Raw genomic sequence first — 26,637 nt, forward strand, 5'->3', positions numbered from 1 at the left:
TCGTGGCGAAAATAGTAATTCTCGGTGCCGGTGTGATGGGAACAGCGCTGACAGTGCCGGCAACGGATAACGGCCATAACGTCCTGCTTGTCGGCACGCCGCTGGACCGCAAAGTTATCGCCGAAATGCACCGTCGCGGTGGTAGCCATCCGAAGCTTGACGAGCCCTGTTCACGCCTTGTCACGGCGATCTCGATTGATGATCTGGGATCGGAGCATCTGGAGGGTGCGGACATTGTCATTGTGGGTGTTAGCAGCCCGGGCATAGGATGGGCAGTCGATGTCCTGAACAATCTGATGGTCAATCGCCTGCCGGTGGCGTTCGTGACCAAGGGGCTCGCTGTCCGGGGCGAGGGGTTGGCGACCTATGCCGAAACGCTTCCCCCTCAATTGCGCCAGATGCATGCCTTCATCGGGATCGGCGGTCCTTGCATTGCGCGTGAACTGGCTAACCGCCAGCCGACGGCCAGCATTTATGCCTGCAAGGACCTGCAGATTGCCGAACGTTTCGCGAGTTTCATGCGGACCGACTATTATCGGCTGTCGGTTACCACCGACGACACTGGCGTCGAAGCCTGCGCCGCCCTCAAAAACTTCTTTGCGATTGGCGTCAGCGCCATGCAGACACGATATCCCGACAAAAAACGCAGGGATGGACAATCGAAAAATCCAACGGCGGCCGCTTTCACCCAGGCAACACTTGAGATGGCGAGACTCTGCGAAAGGCTGGGTGGACATCCCGCCACTGCGTTCGGCCTTGCCGGACTGGGCGATCTCCATGTCACCGTGGGCGGCGGGCGCAACAGCCGGCTTGGCCACGGTCTGGGCCGCAACCAAAACTTCACGGATCTCATGTCCAGCGAACTGGCAGGCGAAACGGTGGAAGGCGTGGACACTGCCCGTGCCCTGGCAACGATGGTTTTGAGCAATGCTGCAAATACGATGGATAGTGCCGACTATTTTCCGCTCACTTTCGCCATTATGGAATCGCTTATCAGGCACAGGCCGTTTGTACTGGACTTCGCAAGTTTAATTGTGCGGTAACCAGGCCCGAAACCTACTCCCGGACCTAGCTCGAAATAATCCCACATTTCCTGACCCCCTTATCGAACCAAAACGTCCTGGCTTGACTCCCAAAACGTTTTGGAGAATCTTTTTTCTTAATTCGGGAGGAAGATCTTGGCCAATCTCAAACAGCTCGCGCAATCGCTGGGACTGTCGATCACGACGGTGTCGCGTGCGCTCGACGGTTATGCCGATGTATCGGCCGCCACGCGCGAGCGGGTTCGTGAGGCTGCCGACAAGGTCGGCTACCGGCCGAATGCTTCGGCCCGCCGTCTGCGCAGACAGCGCGCCGAACTGGTCGCCGTCACGCTGCCGAGCGATCCTGGCCATATCGGCCCTCCGCATTTCCTCGATATGCTGTCCGGCTGTGCCGAACATCTTGCCGCCGCCGGCCTCAATCTGGTGATTGCGCCGGTGCCGCGCGGCGAGAGCGAACTCGACATCTGCCGCCGCTTCGTCGATGGCCGCCGCGTCGACGCCATGCTTCTCGTCCGCACCAAGCGGAAGGACGAGCGCGTCGAATTCCTGCAGTCGCGTGGCATTCCCTTCGTCACCAACGGCCGCACGGAAAGCCTGCTGCCCCATCCCTATATCGACGGCGACGGTTTTGCCGGCTTCCGGGCTGCGACGCTGCGCTTCCATGCAGCCGGCCATCGCCGCATCGGCCATGTCGCCGGCCCGCAGGAGTATTACTTCGCACATGACCGCTGCCGCGGCTGGCGGGCGGCGATGGAGGAATGTGGCCTTGCGACCGACCTCTGCGCCGAGGGCGCGCCGCTGGAACAGGGCGGTTATCTCGCAGCACTCGAACTTCTGCGCCAACCGTCGCGTCCGACCGCACTCGTCTGCGCCACCGACGAAATGGCGATCGGGGCACTCCGCGCGCTGCGCGAGGTCGATGGGGGCAACCAGATCAGCATCGTCGGCCATGACGACCTGCCGATGGGCGCCTTCACCAGCCCGCCGCTCTCGACCATGCGCATGACCGGCGAACACCTCGGCGCGAGCTTCGCCTCGCTGCTGCTCCGCGCCATTGGCGGCGAACCCGCCGAAGAACTCCAGGAGCTTCACGCGATCGAATTCGTCGATCGCGACAGCCATCGCCGTCCCGCCAAGGCGGCATAGACAGAAGTGCATCTCAAATAAAGAACAATGAAGGAGGAGAAGATGAAACATATCATGTCATTTGGAATTCTGGCTTCCACTGTGCTGGCCTTCGCCTCGCCGGTGCTTGCCCAGACCGTTTTCGTGTCCACCCAGCTTCGTCCGATCGAGGAAGCGACCGTCGTCCGCGAGGAACTCCTGAAGGACGTCGGCTCGGTTGACTACGTGGTCGAGGAGCCGCCGCAGTTTGCCGTCCGCATGGAAGCCGAGCGTCAGGCCGGCAAGCGCACAGTCAGCCTCGTCGGCGCGCTGCATGGCGAGCTTTCGCCGCTTGCCGACAAGGACACGCTTGAGCCGCTCGATGACCTTGCCAAGAAGCTGGCAGCGAGCGGCATGCCGCAGTCGCTGCTCGACCTCGGCAAGCTTGGCAAGTCGACCCAGCAGTACATCCCGTGGATGCAGGCGACCTATGTGATGGCTGCCAAGAAGGAAGCGCTGCAATACCTGCCGGCCGGCGCCGACGTGAACGCGCTGAACTACGATCAGCTGATCGAGTGGGGCAAGAATATGCAGGACGCCACAGGCCAACCGCAGATCGGTTTCCCGGCCGGACCGAAGGGGCTGATGGCGCGTTACTTCCAGGGCTATTTCTATCCGTCCTTCACCGGCGGCGTCGTGCGTACTTTCCAGAGTGCCGATGCGGCCGCCGGCTGGGTGAAGCTGAAGGCGCTATGGGCCTATGTCACGCCGAACTCGACCAGCTATGACTTCATGCAGGAGCCGTTGGCTGCCGGCGAAGTCATGGTCGCCTGGGACCATATCGCCCGCCTGAAGAATGCCATTTCCGCCGCACCGGATGATTATGTCGTCTTCCCAGCGCCTGCGGGTCCGAAGGGCCGCGGCTATATGCCGGTCGTTGCCGGTCTCGCCATTCCGAAGGGTGCACCCGACAAGGCCGGCGCCGAAAAGGTCATCGAGCACCTTTCCATGCCGGAGACGCAGCTCCTGACTGCCTCCAAGGTCGGCTTCTTCCCGACGCTGAACATCAAGCTGCCGCCGGATCTCGATGCCGGCGTCGCCCTGCTCGCCGGTGCCGTCACCGCCACCCAGGCGTCCAAGGACGCGGTCATCTCGCTACTGCCGGTCGGCCTCGGCGACAAGGGCGGCGAGTTTAACAAGGTCTACATGGACAGTTTCCAGCGCATCGTGCTGCAGAACGAGCCCATTGCAGACGTGCTGAAGACCCAGGGCGCGACTATGGCCAAGCTGATGACCGACACGAAGGCTGCCTGCTGGGCGCCGGATGCCAAGAGCGATGGCCCCTGCCCGGTCGAATAAATCCGCCTACGAAGCGTCCGGGCGAAATGCCCGGGCGCTCTTTCAACCCTCTGCTCGTCGAGGCGGGAGCCGATGACCAATAGCCGACCCTGGATCCCCTATCTGCTGATCCTGCCATCCGTCGCCTTTCTGGCGCTGCTCTTCGTCGTGCCGCTGGTGCAGACGATCTGGCTGGCGGTTTCGGATAATGGCGCGCCATCGCTCGCCAATGCCGAGCGCATGGTAACCGACATCAATTTCACCCGCTCGGTGAAGAACACCTTCCTGCTGACGATCGCGGTCGTGCCGGTGCAGATCGCCTTGGCGCTGGCCATGGGCACGATGGTCGCCAAGGTCGGCCGCGGGCGGGAGACGATTCTGTGGATCTGGACAATCCCGCTCGGCATTTCCGACCTTGCCGCCGGTCTCGTCTGGTTGTCGATCCTGCAAAATACCGGCTATCTGAATTCGCTGCTCTTCGGCCTCGGCATCATCGGCAGGCAGGCAAGCTGGCTTTCCTACCAGACGCCGGTTGCGCTCTTCATCGCGATTGCAGTTGCCGAAATCTGGCGCGGCACGGCCATCGTCATGGTCATCATCGTCGCCGGTCTGAACCAGGTGCCGAAGGAGTTCAAGGAGGCTGCCGAAATCTTCGGTGCTAGTCCGTGGACGCGCTTCTGGCGCATCACGCTGCCGCTGATCCGCCCCGCCCTGCAATCGGCGCTCATCTTGCGCACCGTGCTCGCCTTCGAGGTCTTCGCGGTGGTCTATGCGCTCGGCGGGCGCAATTTCCCGGTCCTCGTCGGCGAGGCCTACACCTGGCAGAACCAGAACCAGAATTACAGCGTCGCCGCCGCCTACGCGGTGCTGATCATGATCATCTCGCTTGGCGCCACGCTCATCTATCTCAAAGCCTTGAAGGTCGATCCGGAGCGCCTGCCATGACCACGGATACCATCAGCACGACCGCAGACACCCCCAACGCCGCCGGCTTCGTCTCCTCGCGCCGCTGGCTTCTCTGGAGCGGCATCGCCGCGCTTTGCGCCTGGGTGCTGGTGCCGATCTATCTCGTCGCGCTCGGCGCCCTCGGCGGACGCCAGGGCGTCTATATCTGGCCGAAGACCGGCCTTCCCACTGGCATATCGCTGGAGCCCTTCATTCTCTTCCTGAAGACCGAAGGCGTCGTTCAGTCCTTCCTCAATTCGCTGGGGGCAGCCGGCATCACGGTGGCGCTTTCGATCCTGCTCGGCGCGCCGGCTGGTTATGCGCTCGCCCGCTATGATTTCCGCGGCAAGGACAGCTACCGCCTCCTGGTGTTGCTGACCCGCGCCTTTCCGCTGGCGATCCTGGCATTGCCGCTGACGGTCTCCTTCATCCGGCTCGGCCTCTACGACACGATCCTCGGCGTCGGCCTCATCCATACGGTCCTAGCGCTGCCTTTCGCGGCACTCGTTACGCAGGGCATTTTCCTCGGCGTGCCCAAGGAGTTGGAGGAAGCCGCCTGGGTGTTCGGCTGCACCCGCATCCAGGCCTTCTTCAAGGTGGTGGCACCCTTGGCGCTTCCCGGCATCGTCGCAACCGCGATCTTTGCCTTCGTCATCTCATGGAACGAGGTCTTTGCTGCCTCGGTGCTGACGGTGCGCAACCGCACGCTGACCGCCTACCTGCTGACCGTGCTTTCGGAAAGCCCGATGCATTACCGCTTTGCCGGGGGCCTGATGCTCATCCTTCCCTCGGTTGTCTTCATCTTCGCGGTCAGGCGCTACCTCTTCGCGATCTGGGGCATTTCCTCCAAATAACAGGATCAGAGATATGGCCAATATTGTCATCGACCGCATCCGCAAGAGCTTCGGAGCCTTCCAGGCGCTGAAAGAGGTCTCGCTGACGATCAACGACGGCGAATTCGTCTCTCTGCTCGGCCCGTCCGGCTGCGGCAAGACCACGCTGCTGCGCATCATCGCCGGCCTCGAGACGGCAACATCAGGAGACGTCCGCATCGGCGACAAGTCGGTAATCGGCCTGCCGCCTAGGGATCGCGGCCTTGCGATGGTCTTCCAGAACTACGCCGTCTTTCCGCATATGACGGTTTACGAGAACGTCGCCTTCGGGCTGCGGATGCAGAAGGCCGACGACGCCAGGGTGAAGGCACAGGTCGAGAAGGCCGCCGGCCTTCTGCATATCGAGCAATATCTCGACCGATACCCGAACAAGCTCTCCGGCGGCCAGCGCCAGCGCGTCGCGGTCGCTCGCGCGCTTGCTGTCGAACCGAAGGTGCTGCTGATGGACGAGCCGCTTTCGAACCTCGACGCGCTGCTCCGCCTGGAAATGCGCACCGAACTCAAGACCGTGCTGCAATCTGCGGGGACCACGACGATCTACGTCACCCACGATCAGACGGAAGCGATGGGCCTGTCCGACCGCATCGCCGTCATGCATGGCGGCGTGGTCGAGCAGGTCGGCCATCCGGTCGAGATCTACAATCGCCCAGCGACACGTTTCGTCGGCGGCTTCATCGGCAACCCGCCGATGAACTTCATCAAAGTGCCGGTGACGAACAGCCTGGTGGCGGCGGGCACTGAGCAGCTTGCCGCGCCGCAGGGGTCCGGCAATGAAGTGATCCTCGGCCTGCGCGGCGAGGCGGTCGAACTCGCGCCGCTGCCGCAGGGTCTCGAAATGCGGGTGCGCGTTGCCGAACCGATGGGCTCGCACCTGCTTTTGACCGGATCGATCCACGACCAGCCGGTGCGGGTCATCCTGCCGGCCTCGGAAACCGTAAAGAGCGGCGACACGATCGGCCTGAAGCTCGACCAGAAGCGCATCACCTGGCTTTCGCCCGAAAGCGGCAAATCCTTTCCGCCCGTCCTGGCCTAAGAATACCGGAGTACCCGAAATGAACATGAATATCGACCAGGCGAAGCGCATCCTCGCTGCGAACGATCGCGGCGGCTATACCGTGCCGACCGACAGGCTCTACCCCTTCCAGTGGAACTGGGATTCCGCCTTCGTCGCCATGGGCTTCGCACTCTACGATACAGATCGCGCCTATCGCGAGCTGGAGCGGCTGGTCGAGGGCCAGTGGGCGGACGGGATGATTCCGCATATCGTCTTCCACGCGCCGAGCGAAACCTATTTCCCGGGACCAACCGTCTGGCGCACGAAGCACACGATCCCGACCTCCGGCATAACCCAGCCGCCGGTCTTCGCGATCGCGCTACGCAAGCTGCACGAAGCCGCCGGCAAGGACGGCGAGGCGCGCGCCTTGCCCCTTTACGAGGCGGCGCTGAAATGGCACCGCTGGTGGTATTCCGCCCGCGACCCTGAAGGCACGGGGCTCGTAGCACTCCTGCATCCCTGGGAAAGCGGCAGCGACAATTCTCCCGCCTGGGACATCGCGCTCGCTCGTGTACCCACCACCACCGATACCCCTGTGGTGCGCAAGGATACCGGCCATGTCGATGCCGACATGCGTCCGCGCGACGAGGATTATCGCCGCTTCATTCATCTCGTCGATACCTATGCCGCCTGCGGCTGGGATCCGGCGAAACAATGGGAAAAGGCGCCGTTCAAGGTCGCCGAGATCCAGACGACCGCCATCCTGCTCAAGGCGGGCGAGGACCTCGAGCACCTTGCCTGCCTGTTCGGCCGGACCGAGGACGCGCTCGAAATCGCTGCCTTCAACAACCGCACGCGAAAGGCGATGATGGCCCAGTGGCGGCCGGAGCTTGCCCGCTTCGTCTCGCGCGACCTGATCTCCGGCCAAGATGTCGAGGCCGCCACGCAAGCCGGCTTCATCCCCCTTCTCTCGCTGGACCTCGACAAGCAGGTTGCCGACGCCCTGGTCTCGGAAATGAAGGCCTGGTCCAAGGATCTCAAGGTTGCCTTCCCCACGACCAAACCCGGCATCGCCAGCTGGGAGCCGAAGCGCTACTGGCGCGGCCCCGCCTGGGCGATCATCAACTGGCTGCTGATCGACGGACTGAGGCGCAATGGCCATGCGGATGCGGCCGAAGAGCTGCGGAAATCCACCATCGCGGCGATCGAGACGGAAGGTTTCGCCGAATATTTCGACCCGGTCACCGGCCAAGGCTGCGGCGGCCTCGGCTTTTCCTGGACGGCTGCCGCCTATCTATGGCTTGAGCGAGGAGCAGTCTCCGCCTGAGTGTGGAACCTTCTAATCCGGCTGCCATGGCTGCATGGTGAGCACATTGCCGCCCAGCTTGGCGAAGGCGCGCTGGCGACAGGAGAAGACGAGGATTTGCTGGTCGCGCGATTGGCGGTGCAGCGCATCGAACATTCGCTCGATCCGGTCGTCGTCGGAATAAACAAGCGCATCGTCGAGGATGACCGGCGCCGGCCGGCCGTCGCGGGCAAGCAGCCTTGCGAATGCGAGGCGGGTCAGCACCGAGAGCTGCTCCCGCATACCGCCGCTCAGCCGGTCGACATCCTCGTCCAGGCCGTTGCGGCGCACGATCTGCGGCAGCAGCGTGTCGCCGTCGAAGGTGATCGAGATGTCGTCGAACAGCAGGCCGAGCAGCGGGGCGAGTTCGTTCATGACCGGCTTGAGATAGAGGTCGCGCGCCGCTGCCCGCGTCGCCGTCAGCGCCTTGCGCAGGCGATCGAGCACGCCGACCTCCGTTTCGAAACGCTTCACCTGCTCACGCGCGGCTGCCAGAAAATCCCGCGTTTCCGACCAGTTTTCTTCCAGCGCATTGTCCGAGCGGGTGCGGATCTGACCGCCGAGATCGGCAAGCTCCTCGCGAAGCCTGGCAATTTCGCGGCCCGCGGCGTCGGCGACCGAGCGCGCCCTGGCAAGGGCGGCCTCTGCGCCTGCCAGGTCCCGCCCTGTCCTGCGCAAAGGCGCGGCCCGGAGTTCGACAGCATCGACCTGCTCTTTGGCGCTGGAAAGCTTGAGAACAAGGTCCCGCTGCAATTCAGTTCGGCCGACTTCGGGGCCGATAACCGCTTCGATCGCCTCGAGTTCCTGGCCAAGCCTGGCGTGCTCGGTCTGCGCGCGCAATGTGGCCTCGCCGGCTTCCGTGCGCATCATTGACGCCTCCCGCGCCCGGTTGCGCGCCAGTTCGATGCGCCGTGTCGCATCCGCGAGACCGGCACGCACCTCTTCCGGGTTGGCATCGAGTTCGACCGGACCCTGGCTGAGTTCGGCAAAGCGTGCGGCGTCGAGGTGAAGCGCGTCGATGCCATTCGGGGCGAGATCGGCGAGCCGCTGGCGCGCCCGCACCAGTTCCTCCTGCTTGTTTCGCGCCGCGATATCGCGCTGCCGCGCCGTCCGCAGACTGTCGACACCGAGCTTGGCAAGCAATGTTTGGCGCGTGGCTTCCTCGGTCTCGAGCGCCCCATCGTGATCGGCCTGCCGGCTGGAATGGATGGTCAGGGTGCCGACGCCTGCTATGTCGAGCCTCGCCATTCCGGCAAAGCTCTTATCCTCGCCCCCATGCAAAGGCTGGCGGTCCATGCTCACCAATCCGGAGACGTCCTTCAGATAATCGATCCTGAGCGTGGGAAGGCCGACTTCGGCGGCAGCGCGCAAGCCGACGATCTTGATGTCGAGTGCTTCAAGCCGTTCGATGGCATCGGCCGGAATCGCGAGCAATGCATGCGCCGCCTCGCCGTCCTCGATCTGCTGCCGCGCCGCTTCCGCCTGTTCGAGACGCAGACGGACCTCGGCCAGACGCTCAGCGGCGTGGCGTGAACGTAGCGCTGCCTCCAGCCGCGCAAGCAGTTCACGGTTCAACCGCTCCTCCTCTTCGGCCGCCTGCACCTCCGTCGTTGCAGCCTCGCTTTCAACAAGCGATGCCGTGCGTCGCTCGGCTGCATTTGAAAGCTCCTTTTCCGCCAAGGCGAAACGCCGCGCCAGTTCGCCGCTACGGTTCAATGCCGTATGGAAGCGGTCGAATGCCTGATGCGCCTCATCGCGGCGGCTGGCGGCCAAGGCTGCCTCGGCATCGAGCGCTTTGAGTTCCCTATCATGCAGTTTAGCGGCTTGGAGCACCGACTCGGCATTGGCAATCGCGGTCTTCCTGCCCGCCTCCTCATCAGGGTTTTCCAGTTCGCCGAGTCTCGCCTGCACCGAACGGCGGCGGTCGAGTGCGCCGTGCAGCATCTCCACCTCCTTGGCCAGCCGCGCCTCCTCCTCCTGCAGCCGGTCACGCTCATCGATAGCGGCGGCAAAGCGGCCTCCTGCCTTCGGCCGCAGCGTTGCGGTAACCAGGCGATTGAGTTCTTCCTCGCAGGCTTCGAGCACCGCCGACATGCGCCGTCCGCCCGTCAGCGCCTCCACCTCGCCCTGCACCGAAGACAGCAGGCTTTCGCGGACCCGCTTGTCGTTTTCTTCCTCGCTCTTGCTGCGATTTTCGATGCCGGTGACGCCCTGGCGCACCCAGAGCAGGCCTGCCGGGCCGGAGGTTCCACCGGAAATGAGATCGCCGATGAAAGCCTCGGCTTCGTCGGCCTGGGCGACGATCCGGCCGCTGCCGAGATCGGTGACGCTGGCGCGCCGTCCGCTATGGAACTGCTTGGTCAGGCGGTAGCGGCCGGCTTCGATCGTGATATCGGCCTCGACGATCGGATTGCCGCCGCTATAGGGGCGGAGCATCTGCACGCTCTTTGGGTTGCCGCTGTGCGGCTGGAAGAACAGGGCATGCAGCGCCTCGAAACAGGTTGATTTGCCATGTTCGTTGGCGGCGCTCAGCACATTGACGCCGTCGGTGATTCCTTCAACTGATATTCCGCGGCCGGCGAAGCGTTTGACATTGTGGAGGCGAAGGGCGGTGAGTTTCATCGATCGATCGTCTCGCAATAGGAAAACAGGCGGATCAACGCTTGGCGCGCCACGTTCCTGTCATCGCCGGAACGGGCCTCGTCGAGGCTTTCGGCAAGCAGCAATTCCGCAGCATCGCGGAGCGCACCGGCTCGGTCGATGGTCTCGAGATCATCGCTCTCGCAGTCGGTCCCCAGAAGGTCGGCATCGATCTCCAGATGCGCAAATTCCGGCGCGACCTGCTCCAGCAGGCTGATCATTGCCGTTCGCCCGTTCAACCGGGCACGGCCGGACAGCGCGACGCGCAACAGGGTTTGTCGCCGCGCGAACGGTTCCGGCAACGCGGCCTTCAGCACTTCAATTCCGTCTTCCGATGCCAGCAGGGGAAGGTGCAACGTCTGCCAGGAAAAACTGGCGGTCGTCACCGCCGTCGTCGTCGGCATCGCCCCCTGCCCGGCAATGGAAACGACCATCGCCTGCCCCGGTCGGTCATGCTTGAAACGGTCCGGCTCGGGGGCGCCGCTATAATATGTTCTGGCGTCCACCGCCACCGATCCGTGCCAATCGCCGAGCGCCATGTAGTCGAGGCCGGCCAGCGCCGCGCGGTTCGGCGCAATCACGTTGGTGGCCGTGGCATCCTCCGAAAATTCCTGGATGGGGCCATGGGCGAGGCCGATGCGGATAGCGCCGTCCGGTGTGGCGGCACCCGTCATCCATTCGGTCAGGTCGCGGCCCGGCCTCCTGGTCGTGCAAGGCGCCGGCAGCAGGATGACATCAGGTCGAAGCGCAAGAGGCTCCGCTTCCGTCGCCAGGATGACATTGTCGGGCACCACGCCGCGCGCAGCACTCCAGAGCTGATCGGCCAGAAGCGAGTCGTGATTGCCCGGAAGCAAGACCCAGCGTAGCGGCGCATTCCGGGCCATCTCGCCAAGCGCTTGCCGAAGCACGGCAGGCGTCGGCGTCTCGGTGTCGAAGGTGTCGCCGGCGAGCAGGATGACACCAGCGTCATGCTCTCGTGCTGCACCGGCAAGCCTGGCGATGACGCCATGCCGCGCCTCGCGCAGGCGCCCTCTCAAATCCTCCGGAAGATTGCCAAATCGCTTGCCAATATGCAGGTCCGAACTGTGCAGGAAGGAAAACATTAATCAGCCATGTTTGCGATGCGCTGCGAGCTTTCGAGCATGGCCAAAGACCTCTCGTGCGCAGTTTTGTGATTCCGTTGTTCCGAGGCAGACCATGCCTCCCGGCTATGGGCGATGCAAGTCCATCCTGGCCGAGCAAGCGGTTATCCAATGTTTGTCTAATTTTGAGCGGTGCACGACACCCATCCCGTCGCCGTACTAGAATTATGCAGACGCGGTGACCGACCACGTCGGCGAAGGCATCGTCTATTATCCAAGGGTTTTACCTGCCGATGGAAATCGAACAGTTGGTCCCATCATCGCTGCCCCTAAGTCACCTGGTTGAACACCACCATCTTGTCGTCGGCCATCTCTTCCATCGTCCAGGGAATGCCGCCGACCCCGTATCCTGACTGCCTGCGTCCGGCGAAAGGCATCCAATCGGTGCGGAACGCGGTGTGGTCGTTGACGAGAATGGCCGATGCATCCAAGTGTTTTGCCGCCCTGAGAGCAACCGCTATGTCGGCGGAAAAGACGCTCGCCTGGAAGGCATAAGGCAGCGAGTTGGCAATGCGGATCGCTTCGTCGAGGTCGCGGTAGCCGTAGACGCAGGTCAGCGGTCCAAAGACCTCGAGCATGGACACTTTCGCCTCAGCAGGCGGGTCCAGCAGAACCGAAGGCAGAAGTGTCGTCTCGGACATCCGCCCACCTCCGATCTGCCTGGCTCCGGCGTTCGTCGCCTCCTTGATCCAGGTCATAACGCGGTCTGCCTCGCGTGGCAGGATGAGCGGACCTACTTCTGTTTGCGCAAGCTTGGGATCACCGACATGCAGGGCTGTCACCCTGGCGGCGAGGGCCTCGGTGAAGGAAGCCAGAATATCTTCGTGCACGAAGAGACGCTGGGCCGACACGCAGACCTGCCCGGCGTGATAATAGCCACCTTTGACGATGGTGCCGACGATCGCATCGACATTGGCGCTGCGGTCGACGATGACGGGCGCTGCTCCACCATGCTCAAGCGCGCATCGAGTACCCGGCGGCAGCTTGGCCTTGAGGTACCAGCCGACCTTTGCCGAGCCGATGAAGCTCAGAAACGCGACACGGCGATCGGTTGCGAAGGCTTCGGCAAGCGCATTGTCCTCGGTGATGAGGGTCTGGCACCAGCGTTCGTCGAGACCGGCCTCCCAGAACAGCTTGACGATCTCGATGCAGGAAATCGGCGTCGTCGCTGCCGGCTTGATGATCACCGGGCAACCAACGGCGATCGCCGGCGCGATCTGGTGGATGATGAGATTGAGCGGATGGTTGAAGGCCGAGATCGCCGCCACGACGCCGATCGGTTCCTTGGTGGCGAAGGCCCATCGGTTGGCGCTGGCCGCAGTCAGCCCCATGGGGATTTCCTTGCCGCCGAAATTGCGCAGTTCGTCCGCCGCATTGTGGAGGCCGTCGATCCCACGCGTCACCTCGATGATCGCATCCGTCAGCGGCTTGCCGCCTTCACGAGCGATCATCATCGCAAAACGATCGCGGTTCTCCTGCAAAAGCGCCGACGCCTTTCTGAGGATTGCCATCCGCTGATGCGCGGGCAGCCAGCCGTCGCGATCGGCGAAGGCGTTGGCGGCGATCTGAAGCTTGCGTTCGAGTGCGGCCGCGTCGTCTGCCGGCAGCTCCGCAATCGGCTCGCGGTCGAACGCCTGATAGACCTTCATGGTAGACTGCATCTCAGGCCTCCAATATCGCGGGGAGCCGTCCGCGAAGCTCCTTCACCAGCACGCGTTCATTTTCCGAGTAGTCCACCGGCACATTCACCAGATGCACCCCGCCTCCGGAGAACGCCTCCTCGAGGACCTGTTTGAACCGGCCAATATCGTCGACCCTGGTTCCCCTGGCGCCATAGGATTCGACATATTTCACGAAGTCGGGATTGCCGAAGGTCATGCCGAAATCCGGGAACTCGTCCACCGCCTGCTTCCAGCGGATCATGCCGTAGGCATTGTCCTCGATCACGAGCACGACGAGGTTGAGTTTAAGCCGGACGGCGGTTTCGAGTTCCTGGGAGTTCATCATGAAGCCGCCGTCACCGCAGATCGCCATGACCCGTCGCTCGGGATAGAGCATCGAGGCAACCATCGCCGATGGCGGTCCGGCTCCCATCGTTGCAAGGGCGTTGTCGAGCAGCAGCGTGTTCGCCATCCGGGTCCGGTAGTTGCGGGCAAACCAGATCTTGTACATGCCGTTGTCGAGCGCCAGGATGCCGTCATGCGGCATCACCTCTCTTATATCGTGGACCAGCCGCTGTGGGGTGAAACGATCCTCTGTTGCCCGCGCGGCGATGCGCTCGAGAATGCGCTCCCGGAGATGGAGAAGCGCCTGCGCATTCGGCAGCTTGCCCTCGAGGCGATCCGCCAGCGCCTTCAGCGAGGGGCCGATGTCGCCGATGACCTCGGATTGCGGGAAATAGACCTGCTCGACGGTCGCCGGCTGATATCCGACATGGACAACCTTCGGGCCGCCCTTGCCCATGATGAACGGTGGCTTCTCGATGGTGTCATGGCCGATCGTGATGATGAGGTCGGCCTGTTCGATGGCCTCATGGACATAATCCCGCTCCGACAGCGCCGCGGTGCCCATATAAAGTTCGGTTCCACCTGGAACCGTTCCCTTGCCCATCTGGGTCGTGAAGAACGGAATGCGCGTGCGGATCACGAATTGGGCGATGTCGGAGGTCGAGCGAGGACGGGAGGCGGCAGCCCCGAACATCAGGAGTGGACGTTTGGCCGCGGCAATGAGGGCGGCGGCGCGGTCAAGCGCCGCGTCGCTTGCCGTCGGCAGTTCGAGCTGATGCGGCGCAATCAGCGCCACCTCCTGGCACTCTTCGGCCGCGATATCTTCCGGAAGCTCGAGATGCACCGGCCCCGGCCTTTCCTCCTGCGCAATGCGGAACGCCTCCCTGACCATCGTCGGGATCATCTGCGGCGACACGATTTGCCTTGCGAGCTTGGTCAGCGGCTTCATCGACGCAACGACGTCGACCACCTGAAACCGCGCCTGGCGGGACGAGAGGATGCCTTTCTGACCGGTGATCATCACCATCGGCATCGCGCCGAGCAGGGCGTATGCGGCACCCGTCGAGAGGTTCAGAGCGCCGGGCCCGAGCGTCGTCAGGCAGACGCCGGGCTTTCCTGTCAGGCGGCCATAGGTCGCGGCCATGAAAGCCGCCGCCTGCTCGTGTCGGGTGAGCACGAGCTCAATCGACGACTTGCGGGTGGATTCGACAACGTCGAGATTCTCTTCGCCGGGAATGCCGAAGATGCGATCGACACCTTCGTTCTCAAGCGCTGCCACTAGAAGATCGGAGCCTTTGGTCATGGATGTGTGCCCGTGCTGTTTGGTTTGAGGCTTCAAGAAAGGAAGGCCCCCTCGAAGATATGTTCTTTTTCGCACTCGTCCATGCATTCTAAGGCATCGGCGGTTGCCCTCAATCCTGGTGACCGAGAATTTGCAGATAGGATTTGCGGCGGGAACAAAAAAGCTCTCCGCAGTTCTGCCGGCAAACAGCTCTGACTGATGATGTGAGATGTTGCAGGTCATGCCGGCATCTCCCACCGGCAGCACGCAGATATTTTTCGGTGGTCCCTACCAAAACGAACATTCAACGCCGATGTGCTGTAGTGTTAAGTGGAAGCCCCTGCTCCGCCGGATTTTGCCGGAGAGAAATCAATGGCTTGGCAGCAAAGCGGCTACAAGAGCCCCTTGGCCTTGAAGTCGACGGCGAAGGTGGCAAGCGGCATAACGAGGGTGAGCGGTTTCCCTTGCAGCGGTTCGGCGCCGTAGGCCGGCATACCAATGGGCGGCGCGTTCGCTCTTGGCATCGATGATGAGCAGGATCCCGCCGCCCTCGCTGGCGAGCCGCAGGCAACGGAGCGCCGCAGCAGCGATGAGCTGGCCGCCTAAACCTTTTCCCGCCACCTTTATGTCGGTTGCCAAGCGCGCGAGCTTGAAGCCTGCGACTTCATGGCGCGCGAGGCCTCTCGTCATCTTCGGAGGCACGGCCTCATGCGTAACTGCCGAAGGGGCGACTGTGTAGAACCCGAGGATGCAATCAGGTTGGGCCTTGTCGATAGCGCAGAAGGTCTTCGCCGCATTCTGCTCATGGCTCTGCCGAGCGAAGCGCCGAATGAACTCGTTCATTGCCGCATCACCGCAATCGAATGCGGCCCGATCGTGCGACTTAGCGATCGGCTCTTCATGCCAGACGGGAAGGGTCACAAGGCATCCGGTAGAGCAGAGATCGCGGCGCGTAGTTTGGCGTTCGGTTTGGGCGGGTGTTCAAGCAGATCGAGGATGCGGATGAAATCGCGGCTCGACACGGTCTCAACTTCCGCAGCCTGGATGACGGCTTCGGCTTCAGGTACGATCTTATCGAGAATGAAATCGGCCATATCCTTGTTCGAGAGGGCAGCCGCGCGCGCGATCATTGCCTTCTGCTTTGGCGGGATGCGCAGCTGGTAGCGTTCGGTTTTACTGTCCGCGGTTCTCGCCATAATTATCTCCTTGGTCTCAATATAGTGTACACATGGTATGTGTACAAGCGGATTCCTGGATCGCAGCATTCAGGGCCGAAATCACACGGCGGTCTCACGTCTCACACTCGAAGGTGGTGACGCTCATCACTCAAAACGTTGATATCGTCGATGTTCAGACAAGCTCCAGCTTGATCCTGGATGTGACTGGTACTTGCGACGTCATTGAGCGCAATTGGCTGATTTCGACGTGCCCAAGCGGTCCGTGAGGATGAGGTTTGCAGGAACATTGCGGGAATTTGTTGCGGCTAGCCAGCGCTCAGTCGAAAAATACGTCTTCGTCCTCACCTGCGAACCTGACGTCGCCTTAAGACCAAGAACAAAATTGAAGATATTTTCGCTGCCGGCTTCGCGCGTGAAGCTGAGATAGGAGCCAAATCGTTCGTATTCGACGTTTCGAAGGTTTTGGATCGACGCAAGTGCATCCTCGAAATCATGCCAGCACGCCTGCTTCACAATGATCTCGAAAATGCGCAGGACGGCCGGGGCGAGACGCCCCTGGGCGTCGGTCGACGGCCCAATGATCTTGGCGCGGATCTCAAGAATATTGCCCATTTCATCTCCACGAACCTTAAGGAAGGTTGAACTGATGGGACGCACCTCGTCCCGTTCGTAGATCCGCTGAAAATAACATTCATAGCTGCGATTGCGCATCGATGCGGCTTTCCACTCGCTCATCTCGATGCCGGCCTCTCGAAGAGCGCCGCACATATTCCGCCCCGAGACGCGCCACATCCGCATAAACTGACTTGCCAGCTGCAGCTTCGGGACTTCGATCAGCTGCAGCGATATCGACATCGACGGGAGGGGAGAAGGAACCGCCGGATCCGGGCGGGCGGCTATGCGAGATGATTGTGCAGCCTTATCGAGAGCGCGATTTTCAACGCGCCCGAGATCTTCGAGGTCGTGGATTTCATGGTAAAAAACAACGATGCCTGCAAGAAGCAAAATTGATATCAAAAGCCCTGGCCAAAGGAGGGACCAGCGGTTCCTCGGCATTGGGAAATTCCGGTGCCAACGTGAACTTTCGCGAGGAGGATCGACTGCTGATGGCACTTTATCCACGGCGCGACCTCACAAGCAAATAGGAGCGGCTGCGAGTTCGAACTCAATCAATCTCGATCCTATTTGCGATCAACCGGTGTCGGTCGGGGCACGGACCAAGCAACCCTGCTGACGCCTCCCTCAGAGATGAGCAACGGATGCGAAAAACGGTACAGTCTGTCCGACTCACCTTCAACGCTGTAACTGTGAAGTCGCGTGTGTGGAGCGTCAAGCAACAACCCCAGTGGCTGGCGTTCGCCCCCTACAATTGGAGTGGAAAAGCGAACTGGCGGCTCTAAAGACAATCACATCCTCTGGACAAGCGTGCGTGAAGATATTGTCGTTGCACATTCGCGTCCCGTGATATTGTCGCAGGACCTGAATCTACACCCATCGGGAATGACTATTTTCCGTTCGTGTTTCCTGATTCTTTCGTGGCTGCCCTTAGCACGCCTTCCTGCAAATCCGCCTCGTCGGCAAGAATGGCGACGGTCTCGTCCAGCAAGACGTCTTTTGCATTCTTGCGAGCATTTTCAATGGCAATATCAGCACTCAGGCTGCGCTCGCCTGCCTCCAGGCCATCATCTCCAAGATCCTCGCCATCCCCTGCTTCCGCTCGATCCTTGAACCGTTTCTCGCGAGCAGCCGCTTCTTTGCGACGTTCGGCCTCATTGAGGGAAACAATCCCTTTCTCGCGCTGCGCCTTGAGGTCGGCAATGTCCTTTAGCAGGCGTTGGAAGTCCGGATTGCTCTCAACCCGCGCATCATGGCGGCTTTGCAATGTCGGCAGCAACGTCGTGATCGTGTCGGCGGGCGTGTAGTTCGCGGGCTTGATCTCAGCCCACGGCAGGGCATTGTCATAACTGGTCTCGCCGAAACTTGTCGGATCGGAAAGTCCGGGCAAGCTGATATCGGGCGTCACGCCGTGCAACTGCGTCGTACCACCGTTGACCCGGAAAAACTGGGCAATTGTCACTTTCAACTCCCCGAACTCGGGTTTGCTGTTGCGAACAATCCGGTCAAGATCGACGACGGTTTGAACCGTGCCCTTCCCGAAACTGGGTTCGCCGACGATCACACCGCGACCGTAATCCTGGATTGCCGCGGCAAAAATCTCCGAAGCCGAGGCCGAGCCGCGATTGATCAGGACGCCCATCGGGCCCGTCCAGACAGGCGCTGCAAGCTCAGCGCTTTTGACCTCGATCTTGCCGCTGCTGCTACGTTGCTGAACGACCGGGCCATTGCCGATGAAGAGACCGGTCAAATCAATCGCCTCGTCCAATGAACCGCCGCCATTGTTGCGCAGGTCAATGACCAGGCTGTCGACCTTTTCTTGCTTCAGTTCGTCGAGAAGCTTGGCGACATCGCGGCTTGCACTTTTGTAATCCTGGTCGCCTTTGCCCTTGGCTTCAAAATCCTCATAAAATACCGGCAGCGTGATGATCCCGATTTTGCGCGTCGCTTCGCCTACCTTCACGGACAGAACGGACTTCCTGGCGGCCTGCTTGTCGAGACTGATTTTATCGCGCACCAAGCTGATGACCCGATGCGTGCCATCAGCTCCGGCATCTGCCGGCAGGATGTCCAGCCGCACGACGGAGCCTTTTTTTCCGCGTATCATCTGCACGACTTCATCAAGGCGCGTGCCCACCACTTCTTTGATCGCCCCATCCTTGCCTTGACCAACGCCGGTAATGCGGTCTCCGACCGCGAGCTTGCCGGACAGCTGCGCCGGCCCGCCAGGCACGAGCTCACGGATCGTCGTGTACTCGTCGCGTTCCTGCAGCACAGCACCGATACCAAACAGCGAAAGCTTCATCGAGACATTGAAGTCGGCTGAAGCGGCCGCGCCGAAATAGTCCGTGTGCGGATCGATCGACGTTGAATAGGCGTCCATGAACGACTGGAAAACGTCGTCGCTTTTAAACTTGTAAGCGCGTTCGAGTGTGTTTTCATAACGTTTGTCGAGCGTTTCGCGAATGGCCGCGTCGTTTTTGCCGCCCAGCTTCAGCCGCAACCAGTCACTTTTGACGCGCTTGCGCCAAAGCTCATTGCTCTCGGCTTCCGACTGTGGCCACGGCGCTTTATCGCGCAGCACCGAATAATTTTCCTGCGCGCTGAAATCGAAGCCCTGCTTAAGCAGGCTGCGCGCGTAGTTCATGCGGTCGACAACGCGCTGCTGATACGCTTTGAAGATCGCAAACGGGATCTTCAAGTCTCTCTCCTCGATGGCATCATCGATCTCGCTGCGGTCGGACATGAATCCGTCGATGTCGGCTTGCAGGAAGAGCATGCGGTCCGGATCAAGTGACTTGATGAACGCATCCATGATCCTGGCCGACAGGGCGTCGTCAAGTGGAACGGGCTTGTAGCTATACCGCGAAAGAAATTGTGCGCTCAACTCCGCGGCTTGTGCCTGTCGCTTCAGCGGCGCCAAAACAGGCGGTGATGCAACTTCAGCATATGCGGACTGTGCAATTGCAAGAAATGCACCAAGGAAAAAGTAGGCTATGCGCATTCAGCGTTGATCCAATTCTTAAAGCCGAGTGTCGATGTGCGATCTATGTGACGCAATCATGGTTTTTTGGCAACCAAATGGCAAACGACATGGTTTGCAAAGCTGCGGACATATCCGGCGCCTGGTTGGGGTCTCCGCAGCCGGCGCTCAATCCGCCTGCACGTCTTGCCAGGAGTCGAAAGTCGCAGCCTGACCGCGACGGCATCCGCTGCGGTCGACAAGATCCCAGACAATGGCCTTCTCGATATAGAAACGCCGCCCTGACTTGGCGATGCGAAGTCCGCGGTAGTCGGCGATAAAGCCATTCGCCGCCACGGCATTCAACAGCCTCTCACGTTCGGCGCGATCGGGCGCCTCCGCCGAAAGACGCGATGGCAAAGTGACGAACTCCTCCCATGAATATTCAAAGCAAGCCTGGGCCGCGCGGTTTGCGTAGATGAAGCGCGGATCGGCGTCGGTGTTGTGGGCAAGGACAACCGCCGGCGACTCGTCGTAAAGCCATTCAGCACCCTCGCCTTCCGGCGCCAGACGGCGTCCCACACTTCGTTCGAAGCTTTCCGCCATCAGTGCGTAAAACTCGAGATCGTAAGGCAAGTCGAGTCCGGCGTCGTTATAATTGGCAATCATGCTACGCATCCTGCGGCGAGAGATCCTGAAGTGATGTTCTCACTTCAAAGGGCTACAAAATCCTTTTGCGCTACGGAAAGTGCAAGCTCCAAATGCGACACTGTAAAGCAGGGCGAGCGAGACTTCAGGCGTCGTCCTGAAGGTAGCGTTCCGCAAGCCTTGCCCACATGGCCGCGCCAACTGTCAGGCTGGCATCGGCGAAGTCGTATTTGGCGCTATGCAGGATGGCCGAATTCATACCATTGCCGAGACGCAGGAAGCTTCCCGGCTTGTGCTCGAGAAAGTGGGCGAAATCCTCGCTGCCGGGAATGAGCGGGCAGGTCGCGACCTTGTCTTCGCCGACCAGTTCCGCCGCGATGACCCGGGCGAAATCCGTCTCATCAGGCGAGTTCACGACGACAGGATTGCCGCGATCGTAGTCGATCTCGATCGAAGCATCGTGACCCTCGGCCACCGAGCGGGCGAGCTTGGTGATGCGCTCCTGCAGGAGATCGCGAATGCGGGGCTCGAAGGAGCGCACGCTCAATGCGAGCTTCGCATATTCCGGAATGACATTGACGGCATCGCCGGCATGGATGGTGCCGACGGTGATGACAGCCGTCTGGGTCGGATCGAGGTTGCGCGAGATGATCGTCTGCAGCGAGACGACGAGGTTGCACGCCACGACCACGGGATCGATGGTCAGGTGCGGCCGTGAGGCATGACCGCCTTTGCCCTTGATCGTCATCTCGACGGTATCCGATGCCGCCATCATCGGGCCGGATCGCAGCAGGATGGTGCCTTCGGGAGCGCCGGGGTGGTTGTGGAGGCCAAAGATTGCGTCGAACGGAAACCGCTCGAATAGTCCGTCGGCGATCATCGCCTGGGCGCCGCTATTCTTGCCCGCCTCTTCCGCCGGCTGGAAGATCAGCGTCACCGTGCCGCTGAAGCGGCGGGTGCGGGCGAGATATTCGGCGGCCCCGAGCAGCACGGTCGTGTGGCCGTCATGGCCGCAGGCATGCATCTTGCCGGGGGTGCCGCTGGCATAGGGTAGCCCGGTTTCCTCAACGATCGGCAGCGCGTCCATGTCGGCGCGGATGGCGATGCCCCGGCTGCCCTTGCCGGCGCTGAGGCGAGCGACAACGCCATGACCGCCGACATTGCGGGTCACGTCATAACCCCAGCCTTCCAGCTTTTCCGCGACGTAACGCGCCGTCTCCGCTTCCTCGAAAGAGAGTTCCGGATGGGCATGCAGGTGCTGGCGGGTCGCCTTCAGCTCCGCCTCCATGGCTTCGAAATCGGAAAGGCGGGCATAGGCATTGTCGAGCGTGGGCATGAAAACATCCGGTCTTGATCGAAAAGGGCATTGCTCCGGCCCGAGGGTCGAAGCAGCGAGCTGACACCAGTCAGAGAAAACGGGCGAGAAAAGCCTGGGTCCGGGGATGTTGCGGATTGCCGATGACATCCTCGGGCTTGCCTATTTCGACGACATTGCCGCCGTCCATGAACACCACCCGATCGGCAGCTTCACGGGCGAAACCGATCTCGTGGGTCACGACGATCATGGTCAGCCCCTGTTTGGCGAGATCGCGCATGGTGGAGAGAACTTCGCCGACGAGTTCGGGGTCGAGCGCAGAGGTGGGCTCGTCGAACAGCATCAGCTTCGGCTTGATCGCAAGGGCACGGGCAATGGCGACGCGCTGCTGCTGACCACCGGAGAGCTGACGAGGATAACTCCCCGCTTTTTCCGACAGCCCCACCCGCTCCAGAAGCCGCATGGCGTTCTCGGTCGCGGCCTGGCGGCTTTCTCCGTGCACGCCGACCGGGGCCTCGACGATGTTCTGCAGCACGGTCATATGCGGATAGAGGTTGAACTGCTGGAACACCATACCGATCTTGCGGCGTTGGTGGGCGACCCTGTTGCTGGACAGCTTTTCCAGCCGGTCCTTGCGGAGGCGGTAACCGATCTGCTCGCCATCGACTTCGATGAACCCCTTATTGATCGCCTCGAGATGGTTGATGCAGCGCAGGAAGGTCGATTTTCCCGACCCGGACGGGCCAAGCACCACGACGACTTCACCCGGCATGACGTCGAGATCGATCCCCTTCAGCACTTCGAGCTGGTCGAAGGATTTGTGGACGTTGCGGGCTCTGACGAGAGGTTTTGCGGTCTCGGCGGCGGTCAATGGTTTGCCTCCTGGACAAGGGTGGTGACCTTGGCGGCAGCGACACTATTGCGCCGTTCGCTGCGGCCGTAATAGGCCTCGATATAGCTCTGGCCGAGATTGAGGATCGAGGTGATAAGCAAGTACCAGAGGACCGCGACCAGCAACATCGGTACGATCTCGAAGGTGCGATTGTAGATCGACTGGACGGAATAAAGCAGATCGGCCATGGCGATGACGCTGACGAGCGACGTTGCCTTGATCATGCTGATCAGCTGGTTGCCGGTCGGCGGTACGATCGAGCGCATCGCCTGCGGAATGATGATCCGCCACAGCGCCCTCGCCTTGGTCATGCCGAAGGCTTCCGCCGTCTCAAACTGGCCGCGATCGACCGAGAGCAGGCCACCGCGAATGATCTCGGCCATGTAGGCCGCTTCGTTCAAGGCCAGGCCGACGATCGCCGCCGTCATCGGCGTAATCACCGAATTGGTCTCCCAGCTCGCGAGCGTCGGACCGAACGGAATGGCGATCGAAAGTTCGGGGAAAAGGGTCGAGAGATTGTACCAGAAGATCAGTTGCACCAAGAGCGGCGTGCCGCGGAAAAACCAGATGAACAGCGATGCCAGCGACCGAGCGAGCCGGTCATTCGACAGCCGGGCAATCGCCAGTCCGAGGCCGAGCACGATGCCGATGGCCATCGCTACCACCGTCAAGCCAAGGCTGACGTAAAGGCCGCTGATGACAGTCGGATCGAAGAAATAAGCCGCGACAACAGGCCAGCCGAAATTCTCATTATGGGCGACGATCCACAGGAAGTTCGCGGCAACCAGGAGCACGACCACCCACAGGAGGAGCCGGCCCGTTTGAAAAGGCTTGTGGGCGTGGGCAACATCCCGGAAGTCCGCACCGCCAGACGGCGGTGCGGCAGTCGTGCGGCTATTGTTCATTTCGGCAGGGCTCCACCCAGGTTGAGGCCGGGCTGCTTGATCATGTTGTTCTCAAGGCCCCACTTCTTCATGATGGCGGCATAGGCGCCGTTATCCATCAACGCCTTGATCGAGTCGAGCAGAACGGGGCCGAGCGGCGAGCCTTTCGGCACGACCGCGCCCTGATAGAGATCGTCGAACCCATTCTTCTGGCCGACGCCACTCAGTTCCAGCTGGCCGTTTGCCTGAGACACGAAATAGGTCAACGGTGCCTGCGAGGAGAAGAAGGCATCGGCGCGTTTGGAGCGGACCGCCAGGATCGAGCTCGGCTGGTCGGTGTATGATTGCACTTCGATCGCAGGCTTCCCGTCCGTCTTGCACTTTTCAACCTGAGCCTGGATCACCTTTTCGGCGGAGCCGCCGGCCATGACGGCAATGCGATTGCCGCAGGCGCTGTCGAGCGAACCGATGGCCTTCGGATTGCCCTTCTGGACGGAGAAGACGACGAATTCCTGAACCCAGTCGACGAAATCATTAGCCTCCTCACGGGTCTTGAAGTCACCGATCGGGCCGAAGGCGAACTGATAGCGGCCGGAATTGATGCCGGCGAGCAATGCGGTCAGTCCGCTGACGGTTTCGTGCTCGATCTCGACGCCGAGCATCTGGCCGATCGCATCAGTCAGGTCGGCGCTGGCACCGCTCAATTTCGTGCCGGTGACGATCTCATAGGGAGGAAAGGAACCATTGTTGACGGAAATCATCTTGCCGTCGGTGCGGATCTTCTCCGGCAGGCGGGCGCGAAGTGCGTCGTTGACGCTCTGCTTTGGTGCGGCCGCCTCCTGGGCGAACACCGAAGTCGTCATCATCAGACCCAGCAGGGCAGCGGAAGCGATCAGTTTCGAATGCATGTCATTCCCCTTTTTTGGTTTGCGAAGACGGTGATCCAACGATGAGGCCTGCGAAGGGTTTCCCCAGGCCTTGTTCATCGCGCCTTGGCGTGCCACGGAAACAGCTCGGCGGGCGTCAATAGGCGCGGCATGATCTTCTGTTCGTAAAGTTCCTCGGCAAAGTCGGCGATCATTGCCTCGTTCTCGGCAAGCCCGCTGACGTTCCAGCTTGGCGGCAGGTCGGCCGCGCAGCGGCGCAGTTCGTCGATCATCCAGGGCGTGGTATCGGCGTATTTCTCGCGCTTCTCCAGCCAGATACGCTGGGACTCGTCGATCAGTTCGCTGAGTTCATCCATGATCCAGGGATGCTCCTTGACGATATCAGCCTTGAAGCCGATCAGATGCATGCCCGGGACGTAGCCAACCTCATTGAGGTAAGCGACTTCGGCGGCGCGGAAATCATCCAGCACTTGGCGCAGGGGAGATTCCTGGTCGAAGAAGCCCTTCGGCATGAAAGGCGTGAACACGGCATCGAGCCCGCCATCCAGCAAAAGATCGACCATCGGGCGTTCGCCGGGGGCAGCCTCGATGCGGCCGGGCCGTCCGAAACCATCGAGCCGATCGACGATCGGATGAGCCTCGGTCAGGCGCCCGGCATACCACATGGCATCCTCGACGCCGACGCCTTCCCGGCGCAACGCAGCGCGGGTCCACGTATTTCCGGAATCGCGCCAGCCAGTCACGCCGATGTTCTTGCCGGCCAGGTCGGACAGCTTGCGGATCGGACTGCCTTTGGCGGTGATAATGCAGCGATGACGGAAGCCGCGCATGATGAAGTTCGGCATGCCGACGATCCGATCATCGCCATCATGACGCATCTGCGAATAGCGGCTGAAGGAGATTTCCGCGACGTCATGCGCCTGGTCATCGGCGAGGCTGGAGACCAGCGTGGCCACACGATCCACTTTGATATCGAGACGGGAAGAGCTGACATCACCAAGCACAAGCGGTGTCATGTAATCCCAATCTCGAAGGGCGATGCGAAGCGTCACAGGCATGCAAAAACTCACAAAATTGCTCGACGAGTGGCAAATTAAATGTTCAAAATAGAGAGTACAAATGTTATTATGTTATTGAACATTTAAAGTGAGAGAAAATGGGCGACGCGGTCGAAGCCTCCTGGTTTGCCGAAAAAATAGCCGACCGCAGCATCAGGGGGATCGCTCTCGAAACCAGCGCGTTGATCCGTGCCGGTGTCCTGCCCATTGGGACGCGCCTGCCGGCGATCCGCGATATCGCTTACGAATTGCATGTCAGTCCGGCAACGATCTCCGAAGCCTGGAGCGAATTGCGGCGGCAGAAGATCATCAGCGGCCGGGGGCGCAACGGTACCTGGGTCAGCGGCGACCGCTTCGTCGCCAAGCCGGAGCGTCTCGCCAGCTCGGGAAACTATGCGGCAGGTGTGCTCGACCTCACCTTAGCCGGACCGGATGCAGCACTTCTTCCCCGCCTCGCCGAAGCAGTGGCCTACGGCGCGTCCGTCGATGACCTCAACAGCTATGAGCGCAGCCGGATCGTCCCTGAGTTGAAGGACGCCGTTTCCAAGCGATGGCCATATGAGCCGGAAGCCTTTCTGGCTACCAATGGCGGTTACAACGCAGTCTATACGATATTGCATGCTCTGGTTTCCTCGGGTTCGTCGGTCGCGATCGAACATCCGACCGCGATGCGGCTGCTCGATATTCTGGAAGATCTCGCCGTGAAAATCATCCCTGTCGCCTGCGACGACGAAGGCCCACTGCCGGAGTCGCTGCGCGAAGCACTCCAGCAACGTCCGGCGGCTTTCCTGTTCCAGCCGCGGCTGCATTCGGTGACCGGCGTGACGGTCAGTTCATCCCGCCTCGGTCAGCTCGGCGATGTGCTGGAAGACAGCGATACGCTTATCATCGAGGATGACGGCGTCGGCGATGTGTCGGCGGCACCTCCGCAGTCGCTCGGCGGCCGATTTGCGGAGCGGACGATCCATATCCTCTCACTCTCGAAAAGCCTCGGCCCGGATCTGCGTCTCGCGGTCCTGTCGAGTTCCGCGCCGATCGTCGACCAGATCCAGTCTTACCGCTCCTTCAGCGCCGGCTGGACCAGCCGTATCCTGCAAGGTGCCACCGCCTGGCTACTGCGCGATCCGGCAACCTGGCGGCTCATCGCCGAGGCGCGCGAGATCTACCAGCAGAGGCGGGACGCTCTTGCCGATGCGCTCAGCGAACGGGGAATACCGATAGCGCCAGGCCAAGGCCTGTGCCTCTGGGTGCCCGTCGTCTCCGAACCATTCGCGATGGTGACGCTCGCCGCGCGCAATATCGCCGTCAACCCGGGCAGCAAATTCTCCGTCCTGCCAAGCAGTCATATTCGAGTGGCGACCAGCACGCTCAGCGATCGCTGCGAGGAAGCCGCCGATGCGATCGCTCTGGCTCATGCGCCGTGAAAGGCAGGGCCGCAGCCCATGTCTCTGATCACAGTCATTCCA

Annotated in this window: 21 protein-coding genes and 1 pseudogene; 8 read left to right on the forward strand and 14 right to left on the reverse strand. The window is 61.4% G+C overall.

Features of this window, described 5'->3' with window-relative positions:
• Positions 1-2: 2 nt before the first annotated feature.
• The 7 genes from HFO99_RS02265 to HFO99_RS02295 all read left to right on the forward strand — a co-directional run bounded on the left by HFO99_RS02265 (position 3) and on the right by HFO99_RS02295 (position 7,644).
• Entirely contained in the window at positions 3-1,043 is a 1,041-nt protein-coding gene (locus tag HFO99_RS02265; protein ID WP_222358928.1) for a glycerol-3-phosphate dehydrogenase, read from the forward strand.
• 135 nt (positions 1,044-1,178) lie between these two features.
• Entirely contained in the window at positions 1,179-2,189 is a 1,011-nt protein-coding gene (locus HFO99_RS02270; protein WP_222358930.1) for a LacI family DNA-binding transcriptional regulator, read from the forward strand.
• Positions 2,190-2,231: 42 nt separating this feature from the next.
• Positions 2,232-3,506, forward strand: a complete 1,275-nt coding sequence (locus HFO99_RS02275; protein ID WP_222358932.1) for an ABC transporter substrate-binding protein — start codon at positions 2,232-2,234, stop codon at positions 3,504-3,506.
• A gap of 72 nt (positions 3,507-3,578) precedes the next feature.
• Complete coding sequence (locus HFO99_RS02280; protein ID WP_222358934.1) at positions 3,579-4,430, forward strand: carbohydrate ABC transporter permease; 852 nt, start codon at positions 3,579-3,581, stop codon at positions 4,428-4,430.
• Complete coding sequence (locus tag HFO99_RS02285) at positions 4,427-5,284, forward strand: carbohydrate ABC transporter permease (protein WP_222358936.1); 858 nt, start codon at positions 4,427-4,429, stop codon at positions 5,282-5,284. The genes HFO99_RS02280 and HFO99_RS02285 overlap by 4 nt, the downstream gene beginning before the upstream one ends.
• A gap of 13 nt (positions 5,285-5,297) precedes the next feature.
• Entirely contained in the window at positions 5,298-6,356 is a 1,059-nt protein-coding gene (locus HFO99_RS02290; protein ID WP_222358939.1) for an ABC transporter ATP-binding protein, read from the forward strand.
• A 19-nt stretch (positions 6,357-6,375) separates the two neighbouring features.
• A complete protein-coding gene (locus HFO99_RS02295) occupies positions 6,376-7,644 on the forward strand; it encodes an MGH1-like glycoside hydrolase domain-containing protein (RefSeq protein ID WP_222358941.1) in 1,269 nt (422 codons plus the stop codon).
• Between the two features lie 12 nt (positions 7,645-7,656).
• On the opposite strand, the gene HFO99_RS02300 is transcribed toward HFO99_RS02295, so the two are convergent.
• The 14 genes and pseudogenes from HFO99_RS02300 to HFO99_RS02365 form a co-directional block, all read right to left on the reverse strand.
• Positions 7,657-10,284: an AAA family ATPase gene (locus tag HFO99_RS02300; protein ID WP_222358942.1), complete on the reverse strand. Its 2,628-nt coding sequence runs from the start codon at positions 10,282-10,284 to the stop codon at positions 7,657-7,659.
• Complete coding sequence (locus tag HFO99_RS02305) at positions 10,281-11,405, reverse strand: exonuclease SbcCD subunit D (protein WP_222358943.1); 1,125 nt, start codon at positions 11,403-11,405, stop codon at positions 10,281-10,283. Before HFO99_RS02305 ends, HFO99_RS02300 begins: the two co-directional genes overlap by 4 nt.
• A gap of 308 nt (positions 11,406-11,713) precedes the next feature.
• Entirely contained in the window at positions 11,714-13,105 is a 1,392-nt protein-coding gene (locus HFO99_RS02310) for an aldehyde dehydrogenase family protein (protein ID WP_222358944.1), read from the reverse strand.
• A gap of 1 nt (position 13,106) precedes the next feature.
• Positions 13,107-14,753, reverse strand: coding sequence for an acetolactate synthase large subunit (locus HFO99_RS02315; protein WP_222358945.1), 1,647 nt, complete (start codon positions 14,751-14,753; stop codon positions 13,107-13,109).
• A gap of 371 nt (positions 14,754-15,124) precedes the next feature.
• Positions 15,125-15,653: pseudogene (locus HFO99_RS02320) on the reverse strand (GNAT family N-acetyltransferase).
• Entirely contained in the window at positions 15,650-15,928 is a 279-nt protein-coding gene (locus HFO99_RS02325) for a DUF1778 domain-containing protein (protein WP_222310552.1), read from the reverse strand. Before HFO99_RS02325 ends, HFO99_RS02320 begins: the two are co-directional and overlap by 4 nt.
• A gap of 201 nt (positions 15,929-16,129) precedes the next feature.
• On the reverse strand, positions 16,130-16,966 hold the full coding sequence (locus tag HFO99_RS02330) for a DUF6030 family protein (RefSeq protein ID WP_222358946.1): 837 nt from the start codon (positions 16,964-16,966) through the stop codon (positions 16,130-16,132).
• Positions 16,967-17,414: 448 nt separating this feature from the next.
• A complete protein-coding gene (locus HFO99_RS02335) occupies positions 17,415-19,529 on the reverse strand; it encodes a carboxy terminal-processing peptidase (RefSeq protein ID WP_222358947.1) in 2,115 nt (704 codons plus the stop codon).
• Positions 19,530-19,676: 147 nt separating this feature from the next.
• On the reverse strand, positions 19,677-20,156 hold the full coding sequence (locus HFO99_RS02340; protein ID WP_222358948.1) for an MEKHLA domain-containing protein: 480 nt from the start codon (positions 20,154-20,156) through the stop codon (positions 19,677-19,679).
• Between the two features lie 124 nt (positions 20,157-20,280).
• On the reverse strand, positions 20,281-21,471 hold the full coding sequence (locus tag HFO99_RS02345; RefSeq protein ID WP_222358950.1) for a M20 aminoacylase family protein: 1,191 nt from the start codon (positions 21,469-21,471) through the stop codon (positions 20,281-20,283).
• 70 nt (positions 21,472-21,541) lie between these two features.
• On the reverse strand, positions 21,542-22,321 hold the full coding sequence (locus tag HFO99_RS02350) for an amino acid ABC transporter ATP-binding protein (RefSeq protein WP_222358952.1): 780 nt from the start codon (positions 22,319-22,321) through the stop codon (positions 21,542-21,544).
• Positions 22,318-23,247 (reverse strand): amino acid ABC transporter permease, encoded by a 930-nt coding sequence (locus HFO99_RS02355; protein WP_222358954.1) that lies wholly within the window; start codon positions 23,245-23,247, stop codon positions 22,318-22,320. The genes HFO99_RS02350 and HFO99_RS02355 overlap by 4 nt, the downstream gene beginning before the upstream one ends.
• Positions 23,244-24,134, reverse strand: coding sequence for an ABC transporter substrate-binding protein (locus tag HFO99_RS02360; protein WP_222310559.1), 891 nt, complete (start codon positions 24,132-24,134; stop codon positions 23,244-23,246). Before HFO99_RS02360 ends, HFO99_RS02355 begins: the two co-directional genes overlap by 4 nt.
• Before the next feature lie 74 nt (positions 24,135-24,208).
• Positions 24,209-25,171, reverse strand: a complete 963-nt coding sequence (locus tag HFO99_RS02365; RefSeq protein ID WP_222358956.1) for a nitrate ABC transporter substrate-binding protein — start codon at positions 25,169-25,171, stop codon at positions 24,209-24,211.
• Positions 25,172-25,269: 98 nt separating this feature from the next.
• On the opposite strand from HFO99_RS02365, the gene HFO99_RS02370 reads away from it, so the two are divergent.
• A complete protein-coding gene (locus HFO99_RS02370; RefSeq protein WP_222358958.1) occupies positions 25,270-26,595 on the forward strand; it encodes a PLP-dependent aminotransferase family protein in 1,326 nt (441 codons plus the stop codon).
• The last annotated feature ends 42 nt before the right edge of the window (positions 26,596-26,637 follow it).

This window comes from Rhizobium leguminosarum (assembly GCF_019798305.1).
Lineage (GTDB): Bacteria > Pseudomonadota > Alphaproteobacteria > Rhizobiales > Rhizobiaceae > Rhizobium > Rhizobium leguminosarum_U.